13 protein-coding genes, 2 pseudogenes and 1 other annotated feature are annotated in these 14015 nt (G+C 48.7%); of the genes and pseudogenes, 8 read left to right on the top strand and 7 right to left on the bottom strand.

What is annotated here, in order from left to right:
- Positions 1–80: 80 nt before the first annotated feature.
- Positions 81–209, bottom strand: a complete 129-nt coding sequence (locus DES54_RS14555) for a hypothetical protein (protein WP_427846357.1) — start codon at positions 207–209, stop codon at positions 81–83.
- Between the two features lie 151 nt (positions 210–360).
- Here DES54_RS14555 and DES54_RS14550 point away from each other — a divergent pair.
- From DES54_RS14550 to DES54_RS14540, 3 genes and pseudogenes are all read left to right on the top strand, one after another.
- Positions 361–544: pseudogene (locus tag DES54_RS14550) on the top strand (type II toxin-antitoxin system HicA family toxin).
- 24 nt (positions 545–568) lie between these two features.
- Positions 569–1000: a type II toxin-antitoxin system HicB family antitoxin gene (locus tag DES54_RS14545; RefSeq protein WP_113868595.1), complete on the top strand. Its 432-nt coding sequence runs from the start codon at positions 569–571 to the stop codon at positions 998–1000.
- A gap of 52 nt (positions 1001–1052) precedes the next feature.
- Positions 1053–1377: pseudogene (locus DES54_RS14540) on the top strand (site-specific integrase); the annotation flags it as partial.
- A gap of 189 nt (positions 1378–1566) precedes the next feature.
- Here DES54_RS14540 and DES54_RS14535 read toward each other — a convergent pair.
- The 3 genes from DES54_RS14535 to btsR all read right to left on the bottom strand — a co-directional run bounded on the left by DES54_RS14535 (position 1567) and on the right by btsR (position 3773).
- The gene (locus DES54_RS14535) at positions 1567–2508 is read right to left on the bottom strand and encodes a class I SAM-dependent methyltransferase (RefSeq protein WP_113868593.1); all 942 of its coding nucleotides are present in this window, start codon (positions 2506–2508) and stop codon (positions 1567–1569) included.
- A 123-nt stretch (positions 2509–2631) separates the two neighbouring features.
- Positions 2632–3009, bottom strand: coding sequence for a DUF2799 domain-containing protein (locus DES54_RS14530; protein WP_282449760.1), 378 nt, complete (start codon positions 3007–3009; stop codon positions 2632–2634).
- 47 nt (positions 3010–3056) lie between these two features.
- Positions 3057–3773 (bottom strand): two-component system response regulator BtsR, encoded by a 717-nt coding sequence (btsR, locus tag DES54_RS14525; protein WP_113868591.1) that lies wholly within the window; start codon positions 3771–3773, stop codon positions 3057–3059.
- A 212-nt stretch (positions 3774–3985) separates the two neighbouring features.
- Here btsR and DES54_RS14520 point away from each other — a divergent pair, with 212 nt between their 5' ends.
- Positions 3986–5056 (top strand): 3-deoxy-7-phosphoheptulonate synthase, encoded by a 1071-nt coding sequence (locus DES54_RS14520; protein ID WP_113868589.1) that lies wholly within the window; start codon positions 3986–3988, stop codon positions 5054–5056.
- Positions 5057–5061: 5 nt separating this feature from the next.
- Positions 5062–6183 (top strand): bifunctional chorismate mutase/prephenate dehydrogenase, encoded by a 1122-nt coding sequence (gene tyrA / locus DES54_RS14515; protein ID WP_113868587.1) that lies wholly within the window; start codon positions 5062–5064, stop codon positions 6181–6183.
- A gap of 65 nt (positions 6184–6248) precedes the next feature.
- On the opposite strand, the gene pheA is transcribed toward tyrA, so the two are convergent.
- From pheA to bamD, 3 genes are all read right to left on the bottom strand, one after another.
- The gene (gene pheA / locus DES54_RS14510) at positions 6249–7406 is read right to left on the bottom strand and encodes a bifunctional chorismate mutase/prephenate dehydratase (protein ID WP_113868585.1); all 1158 of its coding nucleotides are present in this window, start codon (positions 7404–7406) and stop codon (positions 6249–6251) included.
- A gap of 83 nt (positions 7407–7489) precedes the next feature.
- Positions 7490–7616, bottom strand: a sequence feature (Phe leader region).
- A 120-nt stretch (positions 7617–7736) separates the two neighbouring features.
- On the bottom strand, positions 7737–8075 hold the full coding sequence (raiA, locus tag DES54_RS14505) for a ribosome-associated translation inhibitor RaiA (protein ID WP_113868583.1): 339 nt from the start codon (positions 8073–8075) through the stop codon (positions 7737–7739).
- 299 nt (positions 8076–8374) lie between these two features.
- Entirely contained in the window at positions 8375–9109 is a 735-nt protein-coding gene (gene bamD, locus DES54_RS14500) for an outer membrane protein assembly factor BamD (protein WP_113868581.1), read from the bottom strand.
- Between the two features lie 133 nt (positions 9110–9242).
- Between bamD and rluD the strand changes: the two genes are divergently transcribed.
- The 3 genes from rluD to clpB all read left to right on the top strand — a co-directional run bounded on the left by rluD (position 9243) and on the right by clpB (position 13663).
- The gene (gene rluD, locus DES54_RS14490; protein ID WP_113868579.1) at positions 9243–10220 is read left to right on the top strand and encodes a 23S rRNA pseudouridine(1911/1915/1917) synthase RluD; all 978 of its coding nucleotides are present in this window, start codon (positions 9243–9245) and stop codon (positions 10218–10220) included.
- 7 nt (positions 10221–10227) lie between these two features.
- Positions 10228–10953: a purine nucleoside phosphorylase YfiH gene (gene yfiH / locus DES54_RS14485; RefSeq protein ID WP_113868635.1), complete on the top strand. Its 726-nt coding sequence runs from the start codon at positions 10228–10230 to the stop codon at positions 10951–10953.
- A gap of 133 nt (positions 10954–11086) precedes the next feature.
- The gene (gene clpB, locus DES54_RS14480) at positions 11087–13663 is read left to right on the top strand and encodes an ATP-dependent chaperone ClpB (protein ID WP_113868577.1); all 2577 of its coding nucleotides are present in this window, start codon (positions 11087–11089) and stop codon (positions 13661–13663) included.
- Positions 13664–14015 lie beyond the last annotated feature (352 nt).

Genomic DNA, 14015 nt, shown 5'->3' with positions numbered 1-14015 from the left:
CCGCATTAGCGGGCTAGCGGTGATGGCATTAAATCCAGAGTCTTCCCTGATTGGATCGTGTCGGATGCGGCGGAACCGGTTTAACGTCGCCCGGCACCATAATCATATCGGATACACACCATGCCGACAATCGTAGTTGAAACAGTGGAAATAACACGCGTACCGTCGTTGATTTCGACGACCTGCACGCCGTGGTGGTAATCGCTCATCGGGTTGACTCCATAAAAATAGGCAAGGCTATTTTGTTGTGTCAGTCCGTCATGAGCACGTTATGCCTGCACGTTAGCACATCACACAACAAATGATAAACTTGCCCAGTGTGTATTGGTGTGTATAATAATTTGCTGGTTAGGAGGAGATATGAAATCAACCGACCTGATTAAGGAATTGATAGCGGCGGGATGTGAACTTCGACGGCATAACGGGGGAAGCCATCAAATATGGTGGTCACCCATCACAGGAAAAACATTTCCTGTACCGCATCCGAAAAAAAGATTTACCGCTCGGCCCTGTCAAATCCATCAAAAAAATGGCGGGGATCTAATCCTTGCCTTTCTGGAGGCGACTTATGTTTTTCTCAGTGGGTGTAGAGACACCAAAAGATGAACGCACCGCATACGGTCTGATTGTTCCGGCATTGTGCACCGACCATTACGGGTGTTTCTCTGCCGCTGACAACCAGAAAGAGATTGCTCGTATGGCGCGTGAGGCGATTTTAGCCGTCGTGGATGAGATGGTGACGTTCGGTAACGTGGATATTGCACAGATTAATGATGCCGGGCATCTGGTCTACGCAGGACAACCCGATTATGCCGACTATGATAGCTGGTTTGTGCTGGATGTGGACTTATCCTCTTTTGAGGGTAGGCCGCAGCGGTTGAACATTTCCCTGCCGGATACGCTGATAAAGCGCATTGATAACCGGGTGAAAGAACAGCCGGATACATACCGTGACCGTAGCCATTTTCTGGCAGAAGCCGCACGGCATGAATTAAGCTGATAACGCGTTATTCAGGTCAGTCGAGGTAAAAAGCCCACCGTCCTGCTGGACTGACCCCAAAATGTGGATAGCGAAGCCGATTACGGTGAACCGAGAACACCAATACCTTTACGCCATGTTCAATGAACTCAAAAGGCTAGGGGAGTGAGGCGGAAAGGTTAACCCGTTATCAGCTATCGCCTTATAAGCCGACGTTCTTCAAAACCAAAGGCAAGAAAAACCGGACAGTGCCGATCTCCCGTTGGCTTTATGACAAACTATCCGAATTACAAGGGAAGATGTTCCAGCCGTGCTATCAGGATTTTGCAAAGATGCTGGCCTTAACAAACATTGAACTTATTGAAGGGCAAAACACCCACGTTTTACGACATACCTTTCTAAAGACGGCAAAGCATTGCAATAGATATTGAATTAACTAACTGTTTTTAATGATAAATTTATGTTTTTAAATGATGTCTGAGAAAAGCATCCTAACTAATAGCGCGCTTTCGCAACATCCGAAAGTCGTTAGTTATAAGGGTTCGCCAATGGCAAACCCTTTTTCATTGATGGATTAACCTGTGTGGTTAGTCGGACTTGCGGGCAATGATGGTTGGAAACATTCGCATACGATCGTCGATAAACTGAATGTCGCTGAATCCCGCCTTTTCCAGTTGGGTTTGGGTTTGTTCATATGTGCGAAATGCTGTCCACTTGGCATTAAGAATGCGTGAGAAAAGCAGGTGCTGAAAAGCAAGCATAGCTGGGTCGGCATCTGTCCAAGGCGAATCGGGGGACAGTAGCGGCGGAGGAGTCATAAAGCTGCTTACCAGTACCCCACCTGGTTTCAGGCTAGTAAAAAATGCGCGGTATAATGCGGTAACACGGTCATCATCCGGTTCGTATATGTTAAGGCCATTGCTGGTTAACACATCGACACCGGTTCCCAGTTCGAGCGACCATGCATCATGGCAATGAAGAGAAAGGTTTTTTTCCAGACCTTGTTGCTGCGCCAGTTTATATGCGCCTTCCAGCGCCTGACGATCCAGATCGACGCCAATCAGCGTCACATCCTGATGATTGCTGTAGTCAAGCAGCAATAAGTCACCCATAAATCCACAGGGAACCGAGGCCATGACAATACCATCGGACATCCGCTCTTGTAACTGTTGCTGAAAAATGCCAAATCGTTCGCGGGTTGCCAGTGCGCTTGGCAACCGTTCATAAAGTAACGCTTCAAGTTGGCCAGAGAATCGGGTGCCGGGGACATTGTTGCGGTGAGTCACCAGATGATGTGTCCAATAAGCATTTAATCCGCGATGTTTCAGTAGAAAGCGTCCCAGATCAAAGGTTGCAAGCTCTTCCAGTATGGCAATCTGCTGTTCTATCGTGGCGCCGGGGAACGGATCTGATTGACGAATCCGCTCCTGTTCCGCTGCCAACAGGCTATCGAGATTATCATCGGATATCTCATGCTGATGAGAATGAGAAAGCAGTGCCGAGGAAGAAGGTTGGCCTGATTCGGACATATTACTACTCCATTAGTAAGGTGTGATTTTCCGACCTGATTTCATGCCGGTATGGTGATATCGCTAATCTGCTTCTGAATTTTATCACTAAAATCTAACTGGTCTAAGTAGCGGCTGCCCGTACTAGTGAATTAGGGGATAAATGTTAAACGGTGACTTTACTCCATGTTTTGCTGCCATTGCTTGCGTAACTGCTCGGCATCCGTGACGCCATCGCAAGGCTGGGAAGTTCTTGCCTGATTTCCCCCACGCCGTCATGTTGGCGGGATGGCAGAAAACAGTCTGTCCTGCGTTATAGCCGCGCAAATAGGCATCACGATCGATCTCAGGGTTGCCAAACCACTCTTGCAGAGTGTTGTTGTCTTTCACTACCTTACCGGATATGGCGTCTTTGTAACCTGCATCGTACAAAAAGCTTGTCTCCCCTCGGGACAAAGAAGGAGGATGACTTTGACAACCAGCCATAAAAAGAATTACAGCTAAAAAGTAACTGTATTTCATAATAAAACCTTTCGTGAGTAGAAACCTCAAACCCAAAAACGTTTATTTTAAGCGATACCTAATTTTTCTTTTAATAGCTTCAAATAACGGCGACTGACCGGAATATGTTTGCCCGTATGGGTGAGTACTTCCGCCGCGCCGTTTTCCATCAGTTGAATTTCTTTCAGAAGCTCGGTGTTCACCATATATTTGCGATGACACCGCACAAAAGTCGTTTTTTCTTCCAGTGTCTTTAGGGAAAGTTGAGTGTAACCAGACTGACTTACGCCAACAACATGTACGCCGCTTAGCTCAGAACTGAAGTATTCGACCTCATCGACTTTGAGCAAAAAAATTCGGTTATGTCCGGTGCAAGGAATATGGCGAAGATAGGGTTCGGCAATAGATTGTACATTTTTGTTTACGCTTGTGCCGCGGCGTAAACGATTCAGGGTTTTGGCAAGTCGTTGGGCATCAAGAGGCTTTAGCAAATAATCGAACGCATGTTCTTCGAAAGCACGAACCGCATATTCATCATAGGCGGTCACAAACACGACATAAGGCATATTTTCCGGGTCCAGCATCGCGACCAATTCCAGCCCACTGATTTTGGGCATCTGTATGTCCAGAAAGATTGCATCAGGTTGCAGGCGATGAATGGCCGGTATCGCCTCAAGCGCGTTACTGCATTGAGCGATAATCGTGATATCAGGCTCGTTTTCCAGCAGTAAAGACAATTCTTCACGCGCCAACTGTTCGTCGTCAATGATTATGGCTTTCAACATCGTCTCCCCTCTCGTTGTCATGATTCTATCATTATTCATGCGCGTAATTGGCATGCATAAATGTGGAAGTAAGAATTAATACAAATTCGGCTGTGGTAATTATAAATTTACAGGTGTGTATTGAATTATTTACGACCCATGCTATGGTGTACACATCGTGCTTAGATCATGACCGCACTTATACACCTACAGAACTCGTCAGGAATATGAAAATGCAAAAAGACTCACTCAATAACATCAATATCAGTGAAGAGCAGGTGCTGATTACCCCAGAACAGTTAAAAGCCAAATTTCCGCTAAATGATGATGAACAACAGGTAATTTCCCAGGCACGTAAAACCATTGCAGATATTATTCATGGTCGTGATGAGCGTCTGCTGATTGTCTGCGGACCTTGTTCTATTCATGATACTGACGCCGCGCTGGAATATGCTCGTCGTTTGCAAGCGCTTGCTGCCGAATTGAGTGATCAACTGTACATCGTCATGCGGGTCTATTTTGAGAAGCCACGCACGACTGTCGGCTGGAAGGGACTGATTAACGATCCCTACATGGATGGCTCATTCGAGGTGGAAGCGGGTCTGCATATCGCTCGTGAATTACTGCTTGAACTGGTAAAAATGGGTTTGCCGCTGGCGACTGAAGCGCTTGATCCGAATAGTCCTCAGTACCTGGGGGATTTGTTCAGTTGGTCTGCGATTGGCGCACGCACCACTGAATCGCAAACACATCGTGAAATGGCCTCTGGTCTGTCAATGCCGGTGGGTTTTAAAAATGGCACCGACGGCAGTCTGGGAACGGCGATCAACGCAATGAGAGCCGCAGCCATGCCCCACCGTTTTATGGGGATTAACCAGACTGGGCAGGTTTGCCTGTTGCAGACGCAAGGCAATGCGGACGGACATGTGATTTTGCGTGGCGGTAAAAAGCCGAACTACAGCGCGCAAGATGTCGTCGAGTGTGAAAAACAGATGCGTGAAGCGGGACTGAAACCTGCCCTGATGATAGATTGTAGTCATGGCAACTCCAATAAAGACTACCGTCGCCAACCTCTGGTGGTGGAGTCCTCAATTGAGCAGATTAAGGCGGGAAATCGTTCCATTATTGGCTTAATGCTGGAGAGCCACCTCAATGAAGGTAGCCAGTCCTCAGAGCAGCCTCGTTCCGACATGCGTTATGGCGTGTCCGTAACGGATGCCTGCATTAGTTGGGAAAGTACAGAAGCATTGCTGCGCTCAGTACACCAGGAGCTTGGCGCACGAGTAAAACATTCAGGAGAGTAACGGATATGGTGGCTGAACTGATCGCATTGCGTGAGCGGATAGACGAGGCAGATAGGGATCTGTTAGCGCTGTTATCACGTCGGTTGCGTTTAGTGGCGGAAGTCGGTGAAGTGAAAAGTCGGTATGGTTTGCCGATTTATGTCCCGGACCGTGAGGCGGCGATGTTCAGTTCGCGTCGTAAAGAGGCTGAGTTATTGGGCGTCCCGCCTGATCTGATTGAGGATATATTGCGTCGGGTGATGCGCGAGTCTTATTCCAGTGAAAACGATAAGGGATTTAAAACGTTATGCCCATCACTACGCCCAGTGGTCATTATCGGCGGTCGCGGGCAGATGGGTAAGATGTTTGAGAAAATGCTGACGTTATCAGGATATCAGGTCAGAATTTTGGAACAGGAGGACTGGCCTCGGGCGGAAAGTTTGTTGTCCGATGCGGGGATGGTGATTGTCAGTGTCCCGATTCATGTTACTGAACAAGTGATCGCTCGTCTGCCTAAGCTGCCGGACGACTGTATTCTTGTTGATCTGGCATCGGTAAAAAACGGACCGCTGCAAGCTATGTTGGCCGTCCATCAAGGGCCGGTGCTTGGATTACACCCGATGTTTGGCCCGGATAACGGTAGTCTGGCCAAGCAGGTCGTAGTCTATTGCGATGGTCGTCAGCCGGAAGCTTATCAGTGGCTGTTAGAACAGATTCAGGTGTGGGGCGCCCGTTTACATCGCATCAGCGCGGTAGAGCACGATCAGAACATGATGTTTATCCAGGCGTTGCGCCACTTCGCAACATTTGCGTATGGCCTGCATCTGGCGGAAGAGAATGTCGAGTTGGATCAATTGCTGGCGCTTTCATCCCCGATCTATCGTCTGGAATTGATTATGGTGGGACGTTTATTTGCTCAGGATCCGCAGTTGTACGCGGATATTATTATGTCTTCTGAGAATAATCTGGCGCTGATTAAACGATATTACAAACGCTTCGGTGAGGCGATAGCATTGCTGGAGCGAGGTGATAAAGCCGAGTTCATCCGCAGCTTTGAGATGGTCGAGCATTGGTTTGGTGATTACGCAAAACGATTCCAGTCTGAAAGTCGGACATTATTACGTCAGGCTAATGATATCCGTCAGTAACCGCTTTTAAGTACGTTTATACCATCGAGGCGCCATCCTGTTGTTTATCAGGATGGCATTTTTTATCATGCCGGATCGACAGGGATCACGTTCTCACTGGGGTAACAACCCAGGACTTTCAGTGAGCGGGTAATAGACGTTAATTCCTTCAAGGCTTTCTGCATCGGCGCACTGCGGAGATTGGCCTGCACATCAATATAAAACATCTCTTCCCAGGGATTACCGTTAATCGGGCGCGACTCCAGCTTGCTCATCACGATACTGTGATCTCGCAGCACCAGCAGAGCTTCAACCAGAGCACCGGATTGCTGACCCGTCGCCATGATCAGCGTGGTCTTGGCGGGAACCTGTTCGGAGACGTCAATGGGCTTGCGGGCAAGAACAATAAAACGGGTAATATTTTGCGTCTGATTTGCCAGATTATGTTCCAGGACCTGTAATCGGTAGAGCAAACCACCGGCTTCGCTACCGAGAGCAGCGGCGTGCGGTGAGTTGAGCTTTGCCACTGTTTCCATTGCAGCGGCGGTACTTTCACAGTACTCGATTTTCCAGTAGGGAAAGCGGTTGATAAAGTGACTACATTGCTGAAATGGCTGCGGATGACTATAAACGGTTTCGATCTGCTTCAGACTGGTTTTGGTTGCCACTAAAACACAGTGGTCAATGGGGTTACTTAACTCACCGACAATCGATAGCCCGGTGTGTTGCAATTGGTCATAAACATCGTTAATAGATCCCGAGCTGGTATTTTCAATCGGCAGCACAGCGTAGTCGGCCTGACCGGTTTCCACCATATTGAAGATGTCCTGGAATTTATGACAGCCGCATTCGATAGGTTGTTCAAAATGTCTGGCGGCATATTGACGCGCCGCCAGATGAGAGTAGGAGCCCTTAGGACCGAGGAACGCGATACGGGCGGAGCAGGATGTGGTCTGGTTGAGATGGTGCTGCAAGAGCGCCTGCTGCGTCAGAACCGAGTCTTCAATAATCAACTGGAACAAGCGGGTGATATAGTGACCATCAAGATTATGTTTTTTCCCGGCCCTGGTCAGTGTGTCGAGCAAATCACGTTCGCGCTCTTTATCACGGATTTGGCGATTGGAATGCAGTTTACTGCGAGCAACATTGAGCGCCAACTCACGCCTTTGGGCCAATAACTCAATTAGTTTCAGGTCGAGTTCGCTGATGCGCTCGCGGAGTAACAGTAGTGGATTATCGGTCATGATGTATGTGTTCTCTGTTCGTATAAAAAACGGCCTGGAGCGTTTTTAACGTCGTTTGCGGTCGACCGCAGGGCGCGCTCGCCATAAAAAAAGCCTCCTGTTATCAGGAGGCTTTTTATTCGTCTTCATATTCCTGCTCTTGTGACGAATCGCCTCCCAAATCAGGGGAAGGTGAAAAAGAATACGAAGAAAAACGGCGAATAGGTCATGTTGATCCGGTATGCAATGAAGCTACGTAAAAAACAATAACAGATAAGGTAACGGTTGGCTTTTCATCCTGTCAATACAAAAACGCGCCATCAGGCGCGTTAAGTAACAAGAAGGAGAAAATTATTCTTCCTGGATAATTTGCAGGTTAGCGTCTTTAACGCCAGTGGCCGCTCGACGGGCTTCCCCTTTGTGCCGCACTTTGTTCAATTGACGCTCAAGTTTGGCGATGAGGTCATTAACGGCGACATACATATCCTCATGTTTGGCGCTGGCGACCAATGGCCCGTTTGGTGTACTAATTGTTGCATCTGCAATGAATCCCTGGGGTTCTTTTGACAGAATGATGTGTGGATTAATCAGGTGAGCCTGCCACTTATCCAGTTTAGAAAGACGGTCTTCGACATGCTGACGTATTGCGGGGGTGATATCCATTTGCTTACTGGTAATATTGATTGTCATATAACTTACCTCTCTGCCTATGTCCGTCTTGGATAATTTCAGCATAACGCGAGTTGCGACAAAAATGGTGATTTTGATCACTTTTTTTGTCACATTAAGTCAATAAAACGTGATTTGTGAACTGTCCGCTGGAATTGATGGGAAGCGCTTGAGGGGGGAGATAGGCTATGTCATTATCGAAAAGATGTACTGTGGTCAGCCATGAATTTTCTGCTTTCCCTTCCTTCCCTGGAACCGGTTTCCCCCTGTAAAAAACGGCAACCTGAGTCGCCGTTTGATATGTTTGCTGTCGATCACGCTTATGAAGGATTTGCCGCGATGATTTTAGCCACCTTATCTGCCTGAGCAGCAAGCTGAAGCTCGCGATAGGCGTTTTCCATCAGCGGTAAGGCGTCTTTTGTCGCTTTGGTGTCTGGGTAATCACGCAGCATTTGCTCAACGCGATTAACTACTGCCACATAAGCGCTACGTTTCGTGTAGTATTGCGCGACGGAAAGTTCATATTTGGCCAAACGTTCTTTCAGATAGACCATACGTTTATTGGCGTCGGTTGCATACTGACTATTGGGGTAACCCAGAATCAGCTTGCTAAAGTCGCGGAAAGCCGCGCGGGCATATTGGGGATCGCGATCGGAGCGATCAACGCCAAAGAAACCTTGTAGTGCGCTGTCGTCCAGGGCCATATCCGTCAGGCCACGCATGTACAAGACATAATCAACGCTTGGATGTGTAGGATTTAACCGCAGGAAACGATCGATCGAGGCCTGGGCCAGGGGTAATTCGGCGGATTTGTAATAAGCGTAAATCAAATCCAACTGAACCTGCTGTGAATACGGGCCAAATGGATAGCGGTTATCGAGTGCTTCCAACTGTGTGATAGCTGCCCTAAAGTTGCCGTCTTGCAGTTTTTGTTGCGCATTGGCATAGAGTTCAGATGGCGGACTGTCAGGAACCGCATCCTTGGAATTGCTGGAGCAACCAGCCAGCGCCAGGCTCAACGTGGCGGCAGCCACCAGATATTTCATACGCGTCATGACGTTTTGATTATCCTCAGAGTGTTATTCCGGGAGACTGTCCGTTAAGCTCCCGATTTAGACCAGCTACAATAGTACATTATTTTAAACGGCGTCGCCGTGAAAACCCAACGTTAACGAAGAAGCTGCAACTATGGCACAACAAGTACAACTCACCGCAACGGTGGCCGAATCTCAACTCGGACAACGTTTAGATCAGGCTTTGGCCGAATTGTTCCCTGATTATTCACGATCTCGTATAAAAGAGTGGATTCTTGAGAACCGGGTACAGATTAACGGCAATGTAATCAATAAGCCAAAAGAGAAAGTATTGGGCGGCGAATGGGTGGCAATTAATGCGCTGATTGAGGAAGAAGCACGCTGGGAAGCACAGGATATCGCCCTGGATATCGTGTATGAAGATCAGGACATTCTCGTGATTAATAAGCCCCGTGATTTGGTTGTGCACCCTGGCGCGGGGAACCCAGACGGTACGGTATTAAATGCGTTGCTACACTATTATCCTGAAATTATTGATGTTCCCAGGGCTGGCATCGTTCACCGGCTCGACAAGGACACAACCGGCTTAATGGTTGTGGCGAAGACGGTACCGGCGCAGACGCATCTGGTGGAATCATTACAGGCGCGAGACATTATACGTGAGTATGAGGCCGTCGCCATCGGCAATATGACGGCGGGTGGTTCTGTCGATGAATCGATAGCCCGCCATTCAACCAAGCGGACGCACATGGCCGTTCATCCGATGGGAAAACCTGCGGTAACGCACTATCGCATTATGGAACATTTCCGGGCGCATACAAGGTTACGCTTGCGGCTGGAAACCGGACGAACTCACCAGATTCGTGTACATATGGCGCATATCAATCATCCGTTAGTCGGCGATCCTTTATATGGCGGTCGCCCGCGTCCGCCGAAAGGGGCATCGGATGCGTTCATCTCTGTGTTGCGCAATTTCGACCGTCAGGCCCTGCATGCAACCATGCTGCGTTTGTATCATCCGGTGAGCGGGATACAAATGGAATGGCATGCGCCTTTGCCGCAGGATATGGTCGATCTGATCGATGCATTAAAAGCGGATACCGAAGCGTTCCAGGATCAACTTGATTGGTGATGAAACCATGCTGATATATCCTGACTGGCCTGTACCGGAAAATGTCCGGGCATGTAGCACCACCCGTTTCGGCGGCATCAGCTTGCCTCCGTATGATGCGCTGAATCTGGGAAACCATGTTGGTGATGATTGCGAAAAAGTGATGCGGAATCGGCAGCTTCTGGTGGATGAGGCCGCATTGCCGTCTGCGCCACACTGGTTGGAGCAGGTTCATGGTACGCAAGTGATTCGGATCGGTGATACTCCGCCGCTTGCTGTCCGCGGCGATGCCGCTTATACCGATCATAAAGATCAGGTTTGCGCGGTAATGACGGCTGACTGTCTGCCGGTATTATTCTGCTCAATCGCCGGTAATGAAGTCGCCGCTGTTCATGCTGGTTGGCGCGGATTGAGTGAAGGCGTACTGGAAGAAACGCTTTCCGGTTTTCAGGCTGAGCCGTCACGGATCATGGCCTGGCTAGGGCCCGCGATCGGGCCTGATGCCTTTGAAATCGGGCCGGAAGTACGTGATGCGTTTATCCAGCGTGATGCGCTGGCCGTATCTGCATTCAAGCCTCATGGAGAGAAGTTTTATGCCGATATATATCAACTCGCGCGACAGCGTTTGCAGGCCTGCGGCATGACCCGAATTTTTGGCGGAAATTTTTGTACGGTGAGCGAACCACAAAAATTTTTCTCATATCGACGCGATGGCGTGACTGGCCGTATGGTAAGTTTAATCTGGCTGATATAACCTATTGAATTAAGACGGTCCATGGCAAGTAACATTTAAACCTCATCACTACTGGCAAAATAACCTTGAAATTATTGAGGGATGACCTCATTTAATCTCCAGTAGCAGTTTTGACCAGTGTATGGGAGGAGTTATGCGTCTGGATCGTCTTACCAACAAATTTCAACTTGCTCTCGCCGATGCCCAATCTCTAGCTCTCGGGCGCGACCATCAATTTATTGAACCACTCCATCTGATGAGCGCATTGCTTAATCAGGAAGGCGGTACGGTAAGTCCGTTGTTGACAGCGGCAGGTGCCAATCTGTCCCGATTGAAAAATGAAATCGATCAGGCAATCTCGCGTTTACCTCAAGTTGAAGGGACTGGCGGTGATGTCCAACCGTCCAGCGAATTGGTTCGTACCTTAAATGTATGCGATAAATTGGCGCAAAAGCGCGGAGATACGTTTATTTCCTCAGAACTTTTTGTGCTGGCGGTTTTGGAATCACACAGTACGTTAAGTGATGTGTTGAAAAATGCCGGAGCGACGCAGCAAAGCGTGACTAAAGCTATTGAGCAGGTAAGAGGGGGCGAGCAAGTGAATGATCAGGGTGCGGAAGATCAACGTCAGGCATTGAAAAAATTCACTATCGATCTCACCGAACGCGCTGAACAAGGCAAGCTGGATCCGGTTATTGGCCGCGATGAAGAAATTCGCCGCACCATTCAGGTTTTGCAACGCCGGACCAAAAACAACCCGGTGCTGATTGGTGAGCCAGGTGTAGGTAAAACCGCCATTGTCGAAGGATTAGCGCAACGTATCGTGAATGGCGAAGTGCCTGAAGGATTGAAAAACAAACGCGTGTTGTCGTTGGATATGGGCTCGCTGGTGGCGGGCGCCAAGTATCGGGGCGAATTCGAAGAGCGCTTGAAAGGCGTACTTAATGATTTATCCAAACAGGAAGGCAACGTCATACTGTTTATTGACGAGCTTCATACGATGGTTGGGGCTGGTAAAGCCGATGGCGCAATGGACGCCGGTAATATGCTTAAGCCGGCTTTGGCCCGTGGTGAATTGCACTGTGTCGGCGCCACAACGCTGGATGAGTATCGACAATATATTGAAAAAGATGCCGCTCTGGAACGTCGGTTTCAGAAAGTGTTTGTTGCCGAGCCAACGGTAGAAGACACGATTGCAATTTTGCGTGGTCTTAAAGAACGTTATGAACTGCATCACCATGTGCAGATCACCGACCCGGCGATTGTCGCGGCCGCAACGTTGTCGCACCGTTATATCGCCGATCGTCAGTTGCCGGATAAAGCGATTGACCTGATCGATGAAGCCGCTTCCAGTATCCGTATTCAAATTGACTCGAAGCCTGAACCATTAGATCGCCTGGATCGTCGGATTATCCAGTTAAAACTAGAGCAGCAGGCGTTGAAGAAAGAATCTGATGAGGCCAGCCAGAAGCGTCTGGAGCTACTGAATTGCGAGCTTGAACAAAAAGAACGTGAATACTCCAAGCTGGAAGAAGAGTGGAAAGCTGAAAAAGCATCACTCACTGGCACGCAAAATATTAAGGCGTCTTTGGAACAAGCGAAAATCGCGCTTGAGCAAGCTCGTCGTCAGGGGGATTTGGGACGAATGTCGGAACTGCAATACGGCAAAATCCCTGAACTGGAAAAGGAGTTAGCTGCCGCGACCTCGCTTGAGGGCAAGACTATGCATTTGTTGCGTAACCGAGTGACGGATGCCGAAATTGCAGAAGTACTCGCTCGTTGGACGGGGATCCCCGTATCCAGAATGCTGGAAAGTGAACGTGAAAAACTGCTGCGAATGGAGCAGGAGTTGCACCAGCGCGTTATCGGACAGAATGAAGCCGTTGAAGCGGTATCGAATTCGATCCGCCGTAGTCGCGCCGGATTATCCGATCCCAATAGACCTATCGGTTCCTTCTTGTTCCTTGGACCGACTGGCGTTGGTAAAACCGAGCTGTGCAAGGCATTGGCTTCATTCCTGTTTGATAGTGATGATGCCATGGTGCGCATCGATATGTCGGAATTTATGGAGAAACATTCCGTCTCGCGTCTGGTGGGGGCGCCGCCGGGATATGTGGGCTATGAAGAAGGCGGCTATCTGACAGAGGCCGTTCGTCGTCGTCCTTATTCGGTGATCCTGCTGGATGAAATTGAAAAAGCGCATCCTGATGTGTTCAATATCTTGCTGCAAGTGCTTGATGATGGTCGATTGACCGATGGACAAGGCCGTACCGTTGATTTTCGCAATACTGTGGTCATCATGACTTCAAATCTGGGGTCCGATCTGATCCAGGAGCGTTTTGGTGAACGCGGATATGCCGAGATGCGAGACATGGTGCTGGAGGTTGTCAGCCACAGCTTCCGTCCTGAGTTTATCAACCGTATCGATGAAGTCGTGGTGTTCCATCCATTAGGAAAGGCGCACATTATGTCGATTGCTCAGATACAGTTGCAGCGTTTATATAAACGGCTTGAAGAGCGCGGATACCACGTGACGATTACTGAGCCTGCGTTGGAATTGCTGGGTAAAATAGGTTTCGATCCCGTTTATGGCGCCCGTCCGCTAAAAAGGGCAATACAGCAACTGATTGAAAACCCATTGGCTCAGCAAATACTTTCCGGGAAATTACTCCCTGGAAAAGCAATAACACTCGACGTTGAAGATGAGGAGATTGTTGCTCATCAAGGATGATATTCCACAAGCGGTGACTAGAAAGGGAGAGAGGGTGATATCTTTCCCTTTCTGTGTAGAAGTTGTGCGCATAACCTACGTTTCTTGCATGTAAATTATACGCAAAATGTTTTTTTGGTTTATTTTTAATCGAACGATATTTTTTTTTGCATTTAGCGCTTGTCAGCGGCGGATAAGTGCCTATAATGCGCCACCACTGACCCGGCGACAGCGGCTTGCGCGGTTGTGAGGTGAGTGGGAAGTCGGGGAATAATCACTTGACTTTGAAAGAGGAAAGCGTAATATACGCCACCTCGCGTTAGTGGCTAAGGCCAGTACGCACTGCTCTTTAACAATTGAATCAGACAATCTG

It is taken from the genome of Brenneria salicis ATCC 15712 = DSM 30166, assembly GCF_003315515.1.
Taxonomy (GTDB): domain Bacteria; phylum Pseudomonadota; class Gammaproteobacteria; order Enterobacterales; family Enterobacteriaceae; genus Brenneria; species Brenneria salicis.
Note: the sequence above shows the minus strand (reverse complement) of the source record. Positions and strands in the feature narration are given on the sequence as shown.